The sequence below is a fragment of the Pseudomonas ekonensis genome (assembly GCF_019145435.1).
GTDB lineage: Bacteria > Pseudomonadota > Gammaproteobacteria > Pseudomonadales > Pseudomonadaceae > Aquipseudomonas > Aquipseudomonas ekonensis.
The window spans coordinates 1,366,141-1,384,550 of sequence record NZ_JAHSTS010000001.1 but is presented as its reverse complement, the minus strand read 5'-3'; the positions used below and the strand labels follow the sequence as shown (position 1 = coordinate 1,384,550).

Genomic DNA, 18,410 nt, shown 5'->3' with positions numbered 1-18,410 from the left:
GGACGCCGCATGCGCCTGTTCCGCTCACTGACCTTGTTGATGACCCTGGTCGCCCCCACCGCGTTTGCCGATGACCTGTACCAGGTCGAAATGATCCTGGTGCGCCAGAACGCCGTGCCGGCGATCGTCAGCCGCGCCGCACCGGAAGACTGGGCCGCCGGCGCCCGGCGCCTGGGCGATGACAGCCGGCGCACCCCGGCCCTGGGCGACGTCGCCGCCAAGCTCACCGCCAGCGGCGAGTACAGCGTACTGATGCACAAGGCCTGGCAGCAGACCCTGGGCGAAGCGCCGGCGAAAGTGGCGGTCAGCGAAGGCCAGGAGCAGTTCGGCCAGTTCCCCATCGAAGGGACGCTGGAAATGAAGCTGGGGCGCTTCACCGACGTGAACGCCGATTTCTGGGTCAACCAGATCGACGGCAACGGCATGGTCACGGCCAGCGAACGGCTGAAGCAGGACAGCCACACCAAGAACGGCCAGCTCAACTACCTCGACAACGGCCACCTGGCCCTGCTGATCAAGATCACTTCACTGACGGCGCCTGCGCCTCGCGAAGCGCCTGAAGTCGTGCCGGACTGATCGAAGTCGTTATGCCATCGCCCCTGAGCAAACCGCTGGCACCCTCCTGGGTCGGCCGGTTCAAGGAACAGAGCCTGGAGCGCGGCCGCCGCTACGCGCTGGAAAACCGGGTACGGATCGTCCAGGCCGGCGACGCCACCATCACCGCCAGTTGCGAAGGCTCCGGCGGCAACGTCTACCGCCAGACCATTCGCCTGCGCGAGTCGGCAAAGGGCACGCTGCTGATGGTCGACGCCACGTGCACCTGCCCGGTCCACAGCAACTGCAAACACTGCGCGGCGGTCCTTTTGCAGGTGCAGGAAACCCTTGAGTACCCGGCGGCGGCGAAGGACGCCGAACTGCTGGAGAAACTCCAGGCCGTCCTCGAAAGCCGCAGCCCCAAGGCGCCGCCGCAAGTGCTGGTGGACAACGTCCAGCCAGTGCCGCGCCTGTGGCTGGCCAGCGTCGAGTTCAGCGCGTTCGAGCCGCGCAACGGCAAGATGCAGCGCTACATCCAGCACCGCGCGGCGCTGTCGTTCAGCTATCTGGACGAGTACGTCAGCGGGCAGAAGAACAGCGACATCCTGATCCGCCAGGAAGCGCAGACGCTGCGGATCAAACGCCATCCGGACATCGAACAGACCTACCGCGAGCAACTGCGCATCCTCGGTTTCCGCATCGCCACCCGGCAGAGCAAGGCCCTGCCCGAAAGCGCGGGCGAGCTCTACGAAATGGTCAACGACAGCGCCTGGCTGACCTTCACCCTCAACGACCTGCCGAAACTGCGCACCCAAGGCTGGGAGCTGCAGATCGACGACGAATTCGGCTTCGACCTCACCGCCGTCGACGATTGGTACGCCACCGTCGAACAGACGCCCGAGCGCGACTGGTTCGACCTGGAGCTGGGGATCATCGTCAACGGCGAACGCCTGAGCCTGCTGCCGATCCTGCTCAACCTGATGCGCTCGCACACGGAGATCCTCAACCCGGAACGCCTCGCCCGCCGGCGCGACGACGAATTGATCCTGGTGAACATCCCCCAGCGCAACAGCGAACACGGCCCGCTGCAAGTGGCCCTGCCCCTGGGCCGGCTGAAACCGGTGCTGGCGACGCTCGGCGGGTTCTACCTGCAGGAACCGGGCGAAACCGCCCTGCGCCTGAGCAAGGCCGACGCCACCCGGCTCAATGCGCTGGAAGGCATTCCCCTGCTATGGGAAGGCGGCGAACAGATCCGCAGTTTCGCCCAGCGCCTGCGTGACATCCGCGACTACTCCGCCAAGGCGCCCAAAGGCCTGAACGCGACGCTGCGTCCCTATCAGCTCGAAGGCTTGAGCTGGATGCAGTCGCTGCGGCAACTGGAGGTCGGCGGGATCCTGGCGGACGACATGGGCCTGGGCAAGACCCTGCAGACGCTGGCGCACATCCTCTCTGAAAAGAACGCCGGACGCCTGGATCGCCCGAGCATGGTGGTGATGCCCACCAGCCTGATCCCGAACTGGCTCGACGAGGCGGCGCACTTCACCCCGCAGCTCAAGGTGCTCGCGCTGTACGGCGCCGGCCGCAAAAAGCACTTCGAGCACCTGGAGGATTACGACCTGATCCTCACCACCTACGCGCTGCTGCCCAAGGACATCGACCACCTCGTCCGGCAACCGCTGCATGTGCTGGTGCTGGACGAGGCGCAATACATCAAGAACCCCGGCAGCAAGGCCGCCCAGACCGCCCGCGAACTGAACGCCCGCCAGCGCCTGTGCCTGAGCGGCACGCCGCTGGAAAACCACCTGGGCGAACTGTGGTCGCTGTTCCATTTCCTGCTGCCCGGCTGGCTCGGCGACGTCAAAAGCTTCAATGCCGCTTACCGGGTGCCAATCGAAAAGCGCGCCAGCGAAGTCAGACTTCAACACCTCAACGGTCGGATCAAGCCGTTCCTGCTGCGCCGCACCAAAGAACAGGTGGCGACCGAACTGCCGCCCAAGACCGAGATCATCCACTGGGTCGAACTCAACGAAGCCCAACGCGACGTGTACGAAACCATGCGCCTGGCGATGGACAAGAAAGTCCGCGACGAGATCACCCGCAAGGGCGTGGCGCGCAGCCAGATCATCATCCTCGAAGCCCTGCTCAAGCTGCGCCAGGTCTGCTGCGACCTGCGCCTGGTCAGTGACGCTGCCCCGCCCACCCGCGGCAGCACGTCGGGCAAGCTCGACAGCCTGATGGAGATGCTGGAGGAATTGCTCGATGAAGGCCGGCGGATCCTGCTGTTCTCGCAGTTCACCTCGATGCTGTCGCTGATTGAGGACGAACTGAAGAAACGCAAGGTGGATTACGCGCTGCTGACCGGCCAGACCCGAGACCGTCGCACGCCAGTGAAGGAATTCCAGAGCGGCAAGCGTCAGATCTTTCTGATCAGCCTGAAGGCTGGGGGCGTCGGGTTGAACCTGACCGAAGCGGACACGGTGATTCACTACGACCCGTGGTGGAACCCGGCAACGGAAAACCAGGCCACCGACCGCGCCTACCGGATCGGCCAGGAAAAACCGGTGTTCGTCTACAAGATGATTGCCCGGGGCACCGTCGAAGAGAAAATTCAGCACCTGCAGAAAGAAAAATCCGACCTGGCGGCCGGCGTGCTGGACGGGCGCAAGGCCGGGGACTGGAAGCTGCAGAACGACGACATCGAAGCGTTGTTTGCGCCGTTGCCGGACAAGTTCGACAAGCGCTAAGTACGGATTGCGGGCAAGTCGAATCATCAGACCGCCGCTCCCACAGGGCTTGAGTCAAACCGATCTTTTGGGTACGGCTCATGCCTCTGCGGGAGCGACGCGGCGTAAGGCCGGGCTCAGCCCTTGAGCACCCGCGCCAGCGTCGATTTCACTTTGCCCATCCCGTCATGCAGCGCCTGCTCGATCTCGGCCATGGTGATGACCGCCGTGGTCTTGCCCGCCGCCGGGTTCACCACCAGCGACAGACAGGCGTAATCCAGCTCCAGCTCGCGGGCCAGCGCGGCTTCCGGCATGCCGGTCATGCCGACGATGTCGCAGCCGTCACGCTCCAGGCGCACGATTTCCGCCACGGTTTCCAGGCGCGGCCCCTGCGTGCAGGCATAGACGCCCTGGTCGCTGTACTCGCAGCCTTCGGCCGCCAGCGCAGCAATCAACTGCTGGCGCAGCGGTTCGCTGTAGGGAAAGCTGAAGTCGATGTGGGTGACATGCTCCAGGTCATCGGCGAAAAAGGTGTGCTCGCGGCCGCTGGTGTAATCCACGATCTGGTGCGGCACGCAGAAATGCCCGGTGCCCATTGCAGGATGGATCCCGCCCACGGCGTTGACCGCGATGATCGCTTCGGCGCCGGCCTGCTTCAGGGCCCACAGGTTGGCGCGGTAGTTGACCTTGTGCGGCGGGAAACGGTGCGGGTGGCCGTGGCGGGCCAGGAACAGCACTTCCTTGCCGGCGTACTCACCGATCTGCACCTCGGCCGAGGGCGCGCCATAGGGCGTGTCCAGCGCCAGCGAGCGGCGGATGCTCAGGCCTTCAAGCTGGGTCAGCCCGGTGCCGCCGATAATCGCGTAAACCGTCATAGCGAAGAATCCTTAATCAATCAGTTGAGCGTCTTTGAGCGCGCCGAGGGCGGTGAGCCAGCGCGGATCCTGACGGTAGTCGGTGCTGGCGAACGCCTGCCCGCGCATCCTGGCGATGCGTGCGGACGGCTTGACCTTCAGGCGCTGCGCCGCGCTCAGGGCGAGCTCGGCGGCGGCGCGGTCGTTGCAGACCAGGCCCATGTCGCAACCCGCACTGAGCGCCGCCTCTATGCGGCTGGCGGCATCGCCCACCACATGGGCGCCGGCCATCGACAGGTCGTCACTGAAGATCACGCCGTCGAACTGCAGTTCGCCGCGCAGGATGTCCTGCAGCCAGCGACGGGAGAACCCGGCCGGCTGCGCATCGACCTGCGGATAAATGACGTGGGCCGGCATCACGGCGGCCAGCTGTTTGCTCAGCTTCGCGAACGGCACCAGATCCTTGGCGCGGATCTCGTCGAGGCTGCGCTCATCGTTCGGAATCGCCACGTGGGAGTCTGCCTCGGCCCAGCCATGGCCGGGAAAGTGCTTGCCCGTGGCAGCCATCCCGGCGCTGTTCATGCCGCGGATGAAGGCGCCGGCCAGCAGCGCGGCACGCTCGGGGTCCCCTTCGAAGGAACGGGTGCCCACCACGGCGCTGCGCTGGTGATCCAGGTCCAGCACCGGCGCGAAGCTCAGGTCGAGCCCCACCGCCAGCACTTCGGTGGCCATGATCCAGCCGCACTGTTCGGCCAGGTATTCGGCGTTCGGGTTGTCGGCGATCGCCCGCATGGCCGGCAACCGCACGAAGCCCTGACGCAGACGCTGCACCCGGCCGCCCTCTTGGTCCACCGCCAGCAACAGGTCGGGACGCACCGCGCGGATCGCCGCGCTCAGCTCCCGCACCTGACGGGGGTGTTCGATGTTGCGGGCAAAAATGATCAGGCCGCCCACTTCGGGCTGACGCAACAGTTGGCGATCTTCGGCCGTCAGCCAGGTACCGGCGACGTCCACCATCAACGAGCCTTGCAGGCCAGCAGTCATAGGGATTCCTTGATAACGAAAAACCCGCTCCACGGACAACCGCCGCCCGGGGCATTGCCCGGCGGGTCGGCGGTTTCAACGGGGAACGGGTTCAGAACGAGAGTCGGCATGGGCGGCTAGCTTAGCGGATGTCCGCCGCCGCGCCCACCCGTTTGCTCAGGCCTTGGCGGCCACCGGGGCGGTTTTGCTGCGGGGGCGCAATTGCGCGGCGGCCATGGCGTCATCGGTGACGCCGCTTTCGGCGCGCATGCCGGCGGCGAGGAACGGCACCATCAGGCGCATCACTTGCTCGATGGACGTGTTGATGCCGAAATCGGTTTCGGCGATGGCGCGCAACGCCTTGATCCCGGACATGCTGAACGCGGCGGCGCCGAGCATGAAGTGCACGCGCCAGAACAGCTCGATGGGCGGAATGCGCGGAGCGGCCTCGTTGACCAGCAGCATGTAGCGGCGGAACACCTTGCCGTACATGTCTTCGAGGTAACGGCGCAGGTGACCTTGGCTCTGACTGAAGGCCAGGCCCAGCAAACGCATGAAGATCGACAGGTCGTTGCCGCTGCGGGGCTGGACCACCAGCGCCTGCTCGACCAGGATCTCCAGCAGCTCCTCAAGGGACGCCTTGTGCTCCGGCTTGGCCTGGCGACGCTCCAGCTCTTTGTCGAGGCTGATGCAGAACGGCCCGAGGAACCGGGAGAAGACTGCCTGGATCAGCGCCTTCTTGGAACCGAAGTGGTAATTCACCGCCGCCAGGTTGACCCCGGCCTTGCTGGTGATCAAACGCAACGAGGTTTCGGCGAAACCTTTCTCCGCGAACAATTGCTCGGCAGCATCGAGAATGCGTTCAACGGTTTCCGACTGGGCCATGGCTACTCCGCCTGACAAACACTTGTTTGAAACATACGTTTCAGCCCATGCCTTGTCAAGCCTGCCGGTTCGTTTTGGGAACGGTCGGTCAGGTATTTAACCACACAAGGCCGCGCCTTTGACGGGAGCCGTCGCCGACCGTCCGGCGGGCTGCCGAAAAACGGGCATTGCCAAGCCTCGCCCACTGTATATAATCCCAGTCACTGTATAAAAAGACAGAGCGATCAATATGCTTAAGCTGACGCCACGCCAAGCCGAGATTCTGGCCTTTATCAAACGTTGCCTCGAAGACAACGGCTATCCGCCGACCCGCGCGGAAATCGCTCAGGAACTGGGCTTCAAGTCCCCCAACGCCGCCGAGGAACACCTCAAGGCCCTGGCCCGCAAGGGCGCGATCGAGATGACGCCCGGCGCCTCCCGCGGCATCCGCATTCCCGATTTCGAAGCCAAGGTCGACGAATCCACACTGCCGATCATCGGCCGCGTGGCTGCCGGCGCCCCCATCCTGGCCCAGCAACATATCGAAGAGTCCTGCAACATCAATCCTGCCTTCTTCCACCCGCGCGCCGACTATCTGCTGCGCGTGCACGGCATGAGCATGAAGGACATCGGCATTTTCGACGGTGACCTGCTGGCGGTTCACACCACCCGGGAGGCCCGCAACGGCCAGATCGTCGTAGCCCGGATCGGCGACGAAGTGACCGTCAAGCGTTTCAAGCGCGACGGCAGCAAGGTCTGGCTGATCGCCGAAAACCCTGAGTTCGCCCCTATCGAAGTCAACCTCCAGGATCAGGAACTGGTCATCGAAGGTTTGAGTGTCGGCGTGATCCGCCGCTAAAGGAGGCTGTATGCAGTTCCCTCACGCACCTCAGCAAACACAACTGCCCTTGTTCGAAGCTTTTCTGGCGCAACCGATGGCGCCAGTCCTGAAGGACATCGTCGAGCGTCCCTGGAATGCCGCCCCGGAAGTCTTCAGCGAACTGTCACTGCGAGGCGCTGCCGGGAACTGCCTGAACCTGCTTGCCCCCATTCTTCGTGACCTGAGCGAAGAGCAGGACGCCCGCTGGCTCACCTTGATCGCGCCACCCGCAAGCCTGACCCAGGCCTGGCTGCGGGATGCCGGCCTGAACCGCGAACGGATCCTGCTGCTGCAGCCTCGCGGAGCCCAAAGCGCTCAGCAACTGGCCTGTGAGGCATTGCGCCTGGGGCGCAGCCACACCGTGGTCACCTGGCTCAACCCTCTCAGTCCTGGCTCACGGCAACAACTGATCGGCGCCGCCCGTGCCGGGGACGCTCAAAGCCTGAACATTCGATTGGGTTGACTGAGCGAGGAACGCTCTGCCTCAAGCTCCGGGCCTCTCCAGGGACAGAGAAGCCCGACCGACGGGATCAATGCAGAACCCGTGGCCCTTCCTCTTTGTCGAACTCGCCTTCGACCATGCGACCGGCCATCTGGACGCCGACGCTGAGCATCGCCTTGGCGATTTCCACGTGCTGACCCTGAAGGAACGCCTTGGCATCCTCGGAGAAATCCAGAGTCACCAGGGAGCCTTCATCTTCGGCCCTGCGCAGTTCGATTCGGCCGTCTGGTAACTCGACAATCTCTAGAAAGGACGTTGGCATATGGGTCTGTTCTCCACGAAAGGCAGCGATTATATAGAGATCGTCAAGGCTTCGCTCGGGATCTTGACCAGCAGCATGTAAGGTGCCACCCGCGTCCCTCAGCCCATCAGCACTCGTTCAGGCCTTCGCGGAAGCGAATCGCCAGTTCTTTGAGGTTCTGCCGCCAGCTCTCCAGTTCTTCCCGGCTCAGCTCCGCAGGCGCCTCCTCCTCATCCAGGTTTACCGCCTGAATCAACGGCTGCGTCACATCCCCCTTGGGCTTGTGCGGCACCCGAGGCGGCTGGAACATGGCCGAATGCGCAGCCAGCAGCTTCGCCAGCCAGGTTTCCGGATTACCCGCCAGCTCGATCATCTCGGCCAGCTCCGGAATCGCGATCGACTCCAGCACATCACGGTTCAGCAGCGCTTCCGCCCGAGGCGCGCCTGCCTGCGGCAGCCGGTAGAAACCGGCGATCTCATGGCAGAGCCCCAGCAACGCACCGTACAGGTGAAACAACGCCGACTCGCGCCCTGCCTGGATCAACGCCAACGAATTCATGGCCCGCCCTTCTTCGGCCCTGGCCAAGGCCTCCAGCGACAAACCGGCAAAATAGATTTTCTGGTTGGTACGGGTATAGAGCTCATGTGCCATGCCGGCAGTCCCCACATCGAAATGATTGCGTCACACAGGTCGGACAGTGTCATGGATCATCCGATGCGTCCGCAAGCACAAAACAGAAAGGCCGGATGAAACCCAGGGTTCCATCCGGCCTTTGCGTTCAGATCGCCGACAATGCCGGGCTATTGCCCGATCAAGCTTTGGCTTTCGCCGGGCGCTTGTCTTCGACCGTCCACTTACCGCCGTCGTAGTACGCCTTCCAGCCGGTCGGCTTGCTGTCCACTTCGGACTGCACGTACTGCTCCTTGGTCTTGCGGCTGTAACGGATCACCGTCGGCAGGCCGTCAGGGTCTTTCTGCGGCGCTTCGCACAGGAAGTGGTACTTCGGATCGATCTCGTCCTTGTGCGGCAGGATCTCAAGCACCAGCGGCGCACGCGTCTCGCGGTTCTTCGGGAACTGGCTGGCGGCCAGGAACAGACCGGAAGCGCCGTCGCGCAGGATGTAGGTGTCATCGACCTTTTCGCACTTGAGCTCAGGCATCTTCACCGGATCCATCTTCGGCGGCGCCGCATCACCGCTCTTGAGCAGCTTGCGGGTGTTCTTGCAGGTCGCATTGGTGCAGCCGAAGAACTTGCCGAAACGGCCGGTCTTGAGCTGCATCTCGCTGCCGCACTTGTCGCATTCCAGGCTCGGGCCTTCATAGCCCTTGATGCGGTAGCTGCCCTCTTCGATCTCGTAGCCGGCGCAATCCGGGTTGTTGCCGCAAATGTGCAGCTTGCGCTTCTCGTCGAGCAGGTAGGCGTCCATCGCCGTGCTGCAGATCGGGCAGCGATGCTTGCCACGCAATACCAGGGATTCCGATTCACCCTCGTCGTCCGCCGCGATTTCGTCGCCCGGCACCAGGTTGACGGTGGCCTTGCAGCGCTCCTTAGGCGGCAGGCTGTAGCCCGAGCAACCGAGGAACACGCCAGTGGACGCGGTACGGATCTGCATCGGACGGGCGCAGGTCTGGCACGGGATGTCGGTCATCACCGGCTGGTTGGCGCGCATGCCGCTGTCCGGGTTCTCCGCCACCTCAAGCTTCTTCTTGAAGTCGCCGTAGAACTCGTCCAGCACGTTCTTCCAGTCGCGCTCACCTTCGGCCACGTCGTCGAGGTTCTCTTCCATGCCGGCGGTGAAGCCGTAGTCCATAAGGTTCGCGAAGCTCTCCGAGAGGCGCTCGGTGACGATGTCGCCCATTTTTTCCGAGTAGAAACGGCGGTTGTGCAGGGTCACGTAACCGCGGTCCTGAATGGTCGAAATGATCGCCGCATAGGTCGACGGCCGGCCGATGCCGCGCTTTTCCATTTCCTTGACCAGGCTGGCTTCCGAATAACGGGCCGGCGGCTTGGTGAAGTGCTGGGACGGATCGAGCTTGATCAGCTTCATCGCGTCGCCTTGGGCCATGTCCGGCAGCACGTCATCATCGCCGGGCTTGGCGATCTGCGGCAGGACCCGGGTGTAGCCGTCGAACTTGAGGATGCGGCCCTTGGCGCGCAGCTCGAAGTCGCCGGCCGCCACGCTGACGGTGGTCGACAGGTACTGCGCCGGCAGCATCTGACAGGCCAGGAACTGGCGCCAGATCAGCTCGTAGAGGCGCTCGGCGTCGCGCTCCATGCCCGACAGCTTGCTCGGAACGGTATTGGCGTCGGACGGACGGATCGCTTCGTGAGCCTCCTGGGCGCCTTCCTTGCTGCTGTAGACGTTCGGCGACTCCGGCAGGTACTTCTTGCCGAACTCGCTTTCGATGTAGGTACGCGCCATCGCTACGGCATCGGCCGACAGGTTGGTGGAGTCGGTACGCATATAGGTGATGTAGCCAGCCTCATACAGACGCTGGGCCATCATCATGGTCTTCTTCACGCCGAAGCCCAGGCGGTTGCTCGCGGCCTGCTGCAGGGTGGAGGTGATGAACGGCGCCGACGGCTTGCTGCTGGTGGGCTTGTCTTCGCGCTTGACGATGCTGTAGCTGGACGCCTTGAGCTTCTCCAGCGCGGCCAGGGTCTGGGCCTCGTTCAGCGGCTTGAAGGCCTCACCCTTTTCGCGGGCCACTTCGAAGCGCACGGTCGAACCCTTGGCGGTGCCGAGGTCAGCATGCACCTCCCAGTACTCTTCCGGGTTGAAGGCGCGGATCTCACGCTCGCGCTCGACCACCAGCTTCACGGCCACCGATTGCACGCGGCCGGCGGACAGGCCACGGGCGATCTTGGCCCACAGCAGCGGCGAAACCATGTAGCCGACGACACGGTCGAGAAAGCGACGGGCCTGCTGGGCATTGACGCGGTCGATGTCGAGCTCGCCCGGCTCCGAGAAGGCTTCCTGGATCGCCTTCTTGGTGATTTCGTTGAACACCACGCGCTTGTAGCGACTGTCGTCGCCACCGATGGCTTCGCGCAGGTGCCAGGCGATGGCTTCCCCTTCGCGGTCCAAGTCCGTCGCCAGATAGATGGTGTCGGCGTCTTTGGCGAGGCGGCGCAGCTCTTCGATGACCTTTTCCTTGCCCGGAAGGATCTCGTACTTGGCTTTCCAGCCGTGGTCGGGATCCACGCCCATGCGCGAAACCAGCTGCTTGCGCGCCTTTTCCTTCGGCGACAGCGCTGGGGCCTCGCCGGCGGCGGCCTTGCCGCGCTTGGCGGCCGGCTCCTTGGTGGCGCTAGCCGAACCGCTGGTGGGCAGGTCTCGGATATGGCCGATACTCGACTTCACCACGTATTGGTTGCCCAGATACTTGTTGATGGTCTTGGCCTTAGCCGGGGATTCCACAATGACCAGCGATTTGCCCATGGATCGGAAAATTCCTGAATTCTAGAAGTGAAAGGCGGTTGGCGCCTGACGCGGCACCGCTATATATAGTGGCTACAAGGTGAGGTCAAGCGCAGGGTTCTGCGCGCACTCGCCTCACGGCCCGGTAAAGATGCTCGGTTCGGCCTGCACCAAAGCAAAGCGTGGCACCTGCTCGCCGTCAACCTCGACGGACTCCAGAAACATGCTCAAAGGGCGTACCCAGAAGCCGTATTCGCCATACAGGGCTTGGTAAAAGACCACTTCCTCTTCGGTCTCGGAATGCCGCGCGACACTGAATACGCGGTACTGCGGACCTTTGTAATGCTGGTACAGCCCAGGTTGTATCGGCATGCTTCGGCCCTCACTCAAATCTTTTCAAAATAAAAACAAAAAAAACCGCAAAAACAAAAACCGGGGCACTGGGCCCCGGCTTCCGTCGACGAGACGCTTAAACGCGTTCGAAGACGGTGGAGATGCCTTGGCCGAGACCAATGCACATGGTGGCCACCCCGAAGGTGCCGCCATTCTGCTTCATCACGTTCAGCAAGGTGCCGGAAATCCGTGCACCGGAGCAACCGAACGGGTGACCCAGGGCGATCGCGCCGCCATGCAGGTTAACCTTCTCGTTCATCTTGTCGAGCACTTTCAGGTCCTTGAGCACTGGCAGGGCCTGCGCCGCGAACGCTTCGTTGAGCTCGAAGAAGTCGATGTCGTTGATGCCCAGGCCCGCACGCTTCAGCGCCTTCTGCGTGGCCGGCACCGGGCCGTAGCCCATGATCGCCGGATCCACGCCCGCCACCGCCATCGAACGGATCACCGCCATCGGCTGGATGCCCAGATCCTGGGCACGCTGCGCCGACATCACGATCATGCACGAGGCACCGTCGGTGATCTGCGACGAAGTGCCGGCCGTCACGGTGCCGCCCTTCGGGTTGAAGGCCGGCTTCAGGGTCGCCAGGCTTTCCAGGGTGGTTTCCGGACGAATGGTTTCGTCGTAGTCGAAGGTTTTCAGGAAACCGTTCTCGTCGTAGCCCTGCATCGGGATGATCTCATCCTTGAACTTGCCCTCAACGGTCGCCTTGTGGGCGAGCTGGTGGGAGCGCAGGCCGAAGGCGTCCTGCTGTTCACGGGTGATGCCGTGCATCTTGCCGAGCATTTCGGCGGTCAGGCCCATCATGCCCGACGCCTTGGCCGCGTACAGCGACATGTGCGGATTCGGATCGACGCCGTGCATCATGCTCACGTGGCCCATATGCTCGACGCCGCCCACCACGAACACGTCACCGTTGCCGGTCATGATCGCTTGCGCCGCGGTGTGCAGGGCGCTCATCGACGAACCGCACAGGCGGCTGACGGTCTGGCCGGCCGAGGTGTGCGGGATCTGGGTCATCAGCGACGCCATGCGCGCGATGTTCCAGCCTTGCTCCAGGGTCTGGTTCACGCAGCCCCAGATCACGTCCTCGACTTCCGCCGGGTCGACCTTGGTGTTGCGCTCCAGCAGTTTGCTGATCAGGTGCGCCGACATGTCTTCGGCGCGGGTGTTGCGGTGCATGCCGCCCTTGGAGCGGCCCATCGGAGTACGACCGAAGTCGACGATCACGACGTCTCTAGGATTCAAGCTCATACGTTCACTCTCACTCTAGTTTGGGGGCGCTTAACCGAAGAAGCTCTGGCCGTTCTTGGCCATTTCGCGCAGCTTCGCGGTCGGGTGGTACAGCGCGCCCAAGTCAGCGTACTGGTCGGCCAGGGCAACGAACTCGGCAACACCGATCGAATCGATGTAGCGCAGCGCACCGCCACGGAATGGAGGGAAACCGATGCCGTAGACCAGGCCCATGTCGGCTTCGGCGGCGGTTTCGACGATGCCGTCTTCCAGGCAACGCACGGTTTCCAGGCACAGCGGGATCATCATCCAGTTGATGATGTCTTCGTCGGTGACTTCGCGCTGCTCGTAGACGATCGGCTTGAGCACTTCCAGCACCGACGGATCGGCGACCTTCTTCTGCTTGCCTTTCTTGTCGGCCTCGTAGGCGTAGAAGCCCTTGCCGTTCTTCTGGCCCAGGCGCTTGGCTTCGTACAACACGTCCACGGCCGAACGACGGTCGTCCTTCATGCGGTCAGGGAAGCCATCAGCCATCACGTCACGGCCGTGGTGGCCGGTGTCGATGCCGACCACGTCCATCAGGTAGGCCGGGCCCATCGGCCAGCCGAACTTCTCCATGACCTTGTCGATGCGCACGAAGTCCACACCGGCGCTGACCAGCTTGGCGAAACCGCCGAAGTACGGGAACAGCACGCGGTTGACCAGGAAGCCCGGGCAGTCGTTGACGACGATCGGGTTCTTGCCCATTTTCTTGGCGTAGGCAACGGTGGTGGCGACGGCCAGCTCGCTGGACTTCTCGCCACGGATCACTTCCACCAGCGGCATCATGTGCACCGGGTTGAAGAAGTGCATGCCGACGAAGTTTTCCGGACGCTTCAGGGCCTTGGCCAGCAGGCTGATGGAAATGGTCGAGGTGTTGGACGCCAGGATGGTGTCCTCTTTGACCTGGTCTTCCACTTCGGCCAGCACGGCTTGCTTGACCTTCGGGTTCTCGACGACCGCTTCGACCACCAGATCGACGTGGCCGAAATCGCCGTAGGACAGCGTAGGACGGATGCCGTTGAGCACTTCAGCCATCTTCGCTGCGGTCATGCGGCCCTTGTCGACGCGGCTCACCAGCAGCTTGGCCGCTTCGGCCAGGCCTTGCTCGATGCCGTGCTCGTTGATGTCCTTCATCAGGATCGGCGTACCTTTGGAGGCCGACTGATAGGCGATGCCGCCACCCATGATGCCGGCGCCCAATACGGCGGCCTGCTTCACGTCCTGGGCGATCTCATCGTAGGCCTTGGCCTTTTTCTTCAGCTCCTGATCGTTCAGGAACAGGCCGATCAGGCTCTGTGCGGCCGAAGTCTTGGCCAGTTTGACGAAGCCGGCGGCTTCGACTTCCAGGGCCTTGTCGCGACCGAAGTTCGCGGCTTTCTGGATGGTCTTGATCGCTTCGACCGGAGCCGGGTAGTTCGGACCGGCCTGGCCGGCCACGAAACCCTTGGCGGTCTCGAAAGCCATCATCTGCTCGATGGCGTTGAGCTTGAGCTTGTCCAGCTTCGGCTGACGCTTGGCCTTGAAGTCGAACTCGCCGGAGATGGCGCGCTTGACCAGTTGCACAGCGGCGTCGTGAAGCTTCTCGGGAGCGACCACCGCATCGACCGCGCCGACCTTCAGCGCGTCCTCAGGACGGTTTTCCTTGCCGGCGGCGATCCACTCGATGGCGTTGTCGGCACCGATCAGGCGCGGCAGGCGCACGGTGCCGCCGAAGCCCGGGTAGATGCCCAGCTTGACTTCCGGCAGACCGATCTTGGCCTTGGTGGACATGACGCGGTAATCGGCCGCCAGGCACATTTCCAGACCGCCGCCCAGGGCGATGCCGTTGATCGCGGCAACGGTCGGCACGTTGAGGTCTTCGAAATCGCTGAAGATCTTGTTGGCTTCGAGATTGCCAGCAACCAGCTCGGCATCCGGCAGCTTGAAGTTGTCGACAAATTCGGTGATGTCGGCGCCGACAATGAAGACGTCCTTGCCACTGCTGACGATCACGCCCTTGATCGAAGCATCTGCCTTGATGGTGTCCACGGCCTGACGCAGTTCGTTCAGGGTAAGACGGTTGAACTTGTTGACGGACTCACCCTTGAGGTCGAAATTCAATTCGACGATGCCACTTTCAAGAGCTTTAACCGTGATGGCTTTACCTTCGTAAATCATCAACTGATCTCCACGATATGGAAGCTGAACAGTACACGTCGGACGCAGGCAACCGGCTCGCAGGACGTTTTTTTCGTCGATGCTGACGCCAATCCACCCGGCACACCCGCCAACGCGATAGTCGGGAATCTGTAGGAGCAGTCTGCAATACAAACGCTCAATTCATACGCCCGTTTGATTTGGGTACGCCACATTCACGGAATTTCCGACAATTGTCAATCGCCCGAAATACCGGTTCAAACGCGACCTTACGGTCATTTCCGTAGGACACAGGCCACCGCTCACGGTTGCATGTGAGTACATTCATAAGATCAATCATTAGAAAAGTCGCCCTAATTCCCGGCGAGCCCCGTCCAACGGGCTACGCTCACGGGAGGACGCAGGAAAACAGCCGCATCCAGGCGAACGGACAGCGTCCGGCTACGCCCCAGAAGATTTTCCGGCCTGCCTGGCCAACCCCGCCCGATGCATCATGTCGGGCTTTTTATTGCGCGTCTGCCGGACGTTTCGCACCGTTGCGGCACGAAACGTCCCTGGATCACGCCAGCGCTTTCAGCGTGGCGTCGATGTCCTGCAAGACGCTGGCCTCGCCTTTCTCGCCCCAATACAGGGCGATCATCTGCTTGTCCGCCTCGACCTTGAAGACATTGGCCGGCAACTTGCGGAAATGATCCAGCAGCGCAGGGTCTTCGCAGGCCTCCTGCCATTGATTGACCCAGACCCCGGCAGACTTCTGCCAGTAGGCCCAACACGCCGGCCGGCTGCCGCGCCGCGGCCGGTGGTACTGCGCGCACGGGTTCGGCGGCTCCTGAGACAGCCAGTGCGGCCATTCCTGGGGCGCCAATTGCATGGCCAGGCCCAGGCGCCGCGCCTCCATGCGCAGGGCCATGCGGCCGCTCTGCACGCGGGACGGGCGCAACCATGCCAGCGGACTCAACACCACCAGCAGGATTGACACCACCAGCCAGACCGTCATATCTCTACTCCCGTTTTTGGATGAGCCCATTGCTTCAGTTCGGAACCAATGCGCTTGAAACCAGCCATACTTAACACTATCGAATCCTCTGGAGGCGCAACCATGCCCTACCACCACATCCTGGTCGCCGTCGACCTGACCGAAGAATGCGACCCCGTGATCCACCGCGCCCGCGAGCTGTCGGTGAGCAACGGCGCCAAGCTGTCGCTGGTGCACATCGTCGAGCCGATGGCCATGGCCTTCGGCGGTGACGTGCCGATGGATCTGTCACAACTGCAACAGCAGCAGTTCGACCAGGCCAAGGAGCGCCTGGAGCGCCTCAAGCACAAGTACAGCGAGCTGGAAAGCGCCAACTGCCACCTGACCTACGGCCAGCCGCGCCAGGAAATCCACCATTTCGCCAAGGAACAGGAATGCGACCTGATCGTGGTCGGCAGCCATGGCCGGCACGGCCTGGCGCTGCTGCTGGGGTCGACCGCCAACGATGTGCTGCACGGCGCGCCGTGCGATGTACTGGCGGTGCACCTGATCAAGCGCTGAGCCTCTCTCCAGCGCCCGACCCGCATGCGAAAAGCCCGGCGCCCATCACTGGACGCCGGGCTTTTCCGTTTCCGGGGGCGGTCAGGCCTCCAGCTCGGCCCAACGCTCCACCAGGGCGTCCAGCTCCGCCTGCAGGCGCTCCAGCGAAGCCAGCACTTCAGCTGTCTCCGCCGGCGGACGCTGGTAGAAGCCGGCTTCGGCCATTTCGGCTTCCACGGCGGCGATCTGCTGTTCCTTGGCGTCGATGTCGCCCGGCAGCGCTTCCAGCTCGCGCTGCAGCTTGTAGCTCAACTTCTTCTTCGCGGCCGGGGCTTCGGCCACCGGAGCGGCCACCGGCGCGGGTTCGGCCTTCACCACCGCCGAATTCAAGTCGGCCTTGCCGGATTTGCTCTCGGTCACGCCCAGCAGACGCGGCGAGCCGCCCTGACGGATCCAGTCCTGGTAACCGCCTACGTACTCGCGCACCTTGCCCTCGCCTTCGAACACCAGGGTGCTGGTGACGACGTTGTCGAGGAACGCCCGGTCGTGGCTGACCATCAGCACAGTGCCGCTGAAGGTCAGCAGCACCTCTTCGAGCAACTCGAGGGTTTCCACATCGAGGTCGTTGGTCGGTTCGTCGAGCACCAGCAGGTTGGCCGGCTTGCTGAACAGCTTGGCCAGCAGCAGGCGCGCACGCTCGCCGCCGGACAATGCCTTGACCGGGGTGCGCGCACGCTGCGGGCTGAACAGGAAGTCGCCGAGGTAGCTGAGCACATGGCGGCTCTGCCCGTCGATCTCGATGAAGTCGCGGCCTTCGGCGACGTTGTCGATCACGGTCTTTTCCAGATCCAGCTGATGGCGCAGCTGGTCGAAATAGGCCACGTCGATCTTGGTGCCTTCCTCGACCGTGCCGCTGCTCGGTTGCAGGCCGCCGAGCATCAGCTTGAGCAAGGTGGTTTTGCCGGTGCCGTTGGCGCCCAGCAGGCCGATGCGGTCGCCGCGCTGCAGCACCATCGAGAAATCGCGGACCAGGAACGGGCCGCCCGGGTGGGCGAAGCTCACGTTCTCCAGCACCATCACCTGCTTGCCGGACTTCTCGGCGGTCTCCAGCTGGATGTTGGCCTTGCCGGTGCGTTCGCGGCGCTCGCTGCGCTCTACCCGCAAGGCCTTCAGGGCACGCACGCGGCCTTCGTTGCGGGTGCGGCGGGCCTTGATGCCTTGGCGGATCCAGACTTCTTCCTGGGCCAGGCGCTTGTCGAACAAGGCGTTGGCGGTCTCTTCCGCCGCCAGCACGGCTTCCTTGTGGACGAGGAAGCTGGCGTAGTCGCCGTTCCAGTCGATCAGGCCGCCACGATCCAGCTCGAGGATGCGGGTGGCCAGGTTCTGCAGGAAGGAACGGTCGTGGGTGATGAACAGCACCGCGCCCTGGAAGTCCTTCAGCGCCTCTTCGAGCCAGGCGATCGCGCCGATGTCCAGGTGGTTGGTCGGTTCGTCGAGCAGCAGCAGGTCCGGCTCGGACACCAGCGCCTGCGCCAGCAGCACACGGCGACGCCAGCCGCCGGACAGCTCGGCGAGGGTCTTGTCGGCCGGCAGTTGCAGGCGGCTCAGGGTGCTGTCGACCAGGGTCTGCAGGCGCCAGCCGTCACGGGCTTCGAGGTCGTGCTGAACGTGCATCAGCTTTTCCAGATCGGCGTCGGTGACGATGTTCTGGCTCAGGTGGTGATATTCGGCAAGCAGCGCGCCGACGCCGTCGAGGCCTTCGGCCACCACGTCGAACACCGTCCGTTCGTCGGCCACCGGCAATTCCTGAGGCAATTCGCCGATCTTCAGACCGGGAGCTCGCCATACCGCTCCGTCGTCGGGCTTCTGGTCGCCCTTGACCAGTTTCATCATGCTGGATTTGCCGGTGCCGTTGCGGCCGATGATGCAGACCCGCTCACCACGGGCGATCTGCCAGGACACCTTGTCCAACAACGGCATGGCGCCGAACGCAAGGGACACATCGCTGAATTTGAGCAGGGTCATGAGCTTCTCCAAAAACCGGGCGCG

General features: G+C 63.3%; 16 protein-coding genes. 5 read left to right on the top strand and 11 right to left on the bottom strand.

Annotated features, from left to right (window positions below):
• Nucleotides 1–9 precede the first annotated feature (9 nt).
• Both KVG96_RS06330 and KVG96_RS06325 read left to right on the top strand, forming a co-directional pair.
• Nucleotides 10–576, top strand: a complete 567-nt coding sequence (locus KVG96_RS06330; RefSeq protein WP_217891255.1) for a CsiV family protein — start codon at nt 10–12, stop codon at nt 574–576.
• An 11-nt stretch (nt 577–587) separates the two neighbouring features.
• Complete coding sequence (locus KVG96_RS06325) at nt 588–3,278, top strand: DEAD/DEAH box helicase (protein ID WP_217891254.1); 2,691 nt, start codon at nt 588–590, stop codon at nt 3,276–3,278.
• A 116-nt stretch (nt 3,279–3,394) separates the two neighbouring features.
• Here KVG96_RS06325 and KVG96_RS06320 read toward each other — a convergent pair whose 3' ends face one another.
• The 3 genes from KVG96_RS06320 to KVG96_RS06310 all read right to left on the bottom strand — a co-directional run bounded on the left by KVG96_RS06320 (nt 3,395) and on the right by KVG96_RS06310 (nt 6,019).
• Complete coding sequence (locus tag KVG96_RS06320) at nt 3,395–4,132, bottom strand: S-methyl-5'-thioinosine phosphorylase (protein ID WP_085584551.1); 738 nt, start codon at nt 4,130–4,132, stop codon at nt 3,395–3,397.
• 12 nt (nt 4,133–4,144) lie between these two features.
• On the bottom strand, nt 4,145–5,143 hold the full coding sequence (gene nagZ, locus KVG96_RS06315) for a beta-N-acetylhexosaminidase (RefSeq protein WP_176243877.1): 999 nt from the start codon (nt 5,141–5,143) through the stop codon (nt 4,145–4,147).
• Between the two features lie 168 nt (nt 5,144–5,311).
• Nucleotides 5,312–6,019 carry a TetR/AcrR family transcriptional regulator gene (locus KVG96_RS06310; protein ID WP_085584555.1) on the bottom strand — a complete coding sequence of 236 codons (708 nt, stop codon included), beginning with the start codon at nt 6,017–6,019 and terminating at the stop codon, nt 5,312–5,314.
• 229 nt (nt 6,020–6,248) lie between these two features.
• On the opposite strand from KVG96_RS06310, the gene lexA reads away from it, so the two are divergent.
• Together lexA and sulA are read left to right on the top strand one after the other, a co-directional pair.
• The gene (gene lexA, locus KVG96_RS06305) at nt 6,249–6,857 is read left to right on the top strand and encodes a transcriptional repressor LexA (protein ID WP_085584557.1); all 609 of its coding nucleotides are present in this window, start codon (nt 6,249–6,251) and stop codon (nt 6,855–6,857) included.
• A 10-nt stretch (nt 6,858–6,867) separates the two neighbouring features.
• On the top strand, nt 6,868–7,341 hold the full coding sequence (sulA, locus tag KVG96_RS06300; RefSeq protein ID WP_217891253.1) for an SOS-induced cell division inhibitor SulA: 474 nt from the start codon (nt 6,868–6,870) through the stop codon (nt 7,339–7,341).
• Between the two features lie 67 nt (nt 7,342–7,408).
• On the opposite strand, the gene KVG96_RS06295 is transcribed toward sulA, so the two are convergent.
• The 7 genes from KVG96_RS06295 to KVG96_RS06265 form a co-directional block, all read right to left on the bottom strand.
• Nucleotides 7,409–7,642: a hypothetical protein gene (locus tag KVG96_RS06295; RefSeq protein ID WP_003226592.1), complete on the bottom strand. Its 234-nt coding sequence runs from the start codon at nt 7,640–7,642 to the stop codon at nt 7,409–7,411.
• A 106-nt stretch (nt 7,643–7,748) separates the two neighbouring features.
• Nucleotides 7,749–8,273 (bottom strand): DUF6586 family protein, encoded by a 525-nt coding sequence (locus tag KVG96_RS06290; protein WP_217892447.1) that lies wholly within the window; start codon nt 8,271–8,273, stop codon nt 7,749–7,751.
• Between the two features lie 160 nt (nt 8,274–8,433).
• Nucleotides 8,434–11,064, bottom strand: a complete 2,631-nt coding sequence (gene topA / locus KVG96_RS06285; RefSeq protein WP_217891252.1) for a type I DNA topoisomerase — start codon at nt 11,062–11,064, stop codon at nt 8,434–8,436.
• 114 nt (nt 11,065–11,178) lie between these two features.
• Nucleotides 11,179–11,415 carry a DUF1653 domain-containing protein gene (locus KVG96_RS06280; RefSeq protein WP_217891251.1) on the bottom strand — a complete coding sequence of 79 codons (237 nt, stop codon included), beginning with the start codon at nt 11,413–11,415 and terminating at the stop codon, nt 11,179–11,181.
• A 97-nt stretch (nt 11,416–11,512) separates the two neighbouring features.
• A complete protein-coding gene (fadA, locus tag KVG96_RS06275; RefSeq protein WP_085584567.1) occupies nt 11,513–12,688 on the bottom strand; it encodes an acetyl-CoA C-acyltransferase FadA in 1,176 nt (391 codons plus the stop codon).
• A 30-nt stretch (nt 12,689–12,718) separates the two neighbouring features.
• The gene (fadB, locus tag KVG96_RS06270) at nt 12,719–14,866 is read right to left on the bottom strand and encodes a fatty acid oxidation complex subunit alpha FadB (RefSeq protein ID WP_217891250.1); all 2,148 of its coding nucleotides are present in this window, start codon (nt 14,864–14,866) and stop codon (nt 12,719–12,721) included.
• Nucleotides 14,867–15,404: 538 nt separating this feature from the next.
• The gene (locus KVG96_RS06265) at nt 15,405–15,842 is read right to left on the bottom strand and encodes a hypothetical protein (RefSeq protein ID WP_217891249.1); all 438 of its coding nucleotides are present in this window, start codon (nt 15,840–15,842) and stop codon (nt 15,405–15,407) included.
• Nucleotides 15,843–15,944: 102 nt separating this feature from the next.
• On the opposite strand from KVG96_RS06265, the gene KVG96_RS06260 reads away from it, so the two are divergent.
• Nucleotides 15,945–16,382 (top strand): universal stress protein, encoded by a 438-nt coding sequence (locus tag KVG96_RS06260; protein WP_085584573.1) that lies wholly within the window; start codon nt 15,945–15,947, stop codon nt 16,380–16,382.
• Nucleotides 16,383–16,463: 81 nt separating this feature from the next.
• Here KVG96_RS06260 and KVG96_RS06255 read toward each other — a convergent pair whose 3' ends face one another.
• On the bottom strand, nt 16,464–18,386 hold the full coding sequence (locus KVG96_RS06255) for an ATP-binding cassette domain-containing protein (RefSeq protein ID WP_085584644.1): 1,923 nt from the start codon (nt 18,384–18,386) through the stop codon (nt 16,464–16,466).
• Nucleotides 18,387–18,410 lie beyond the last annotated feature (24 nt).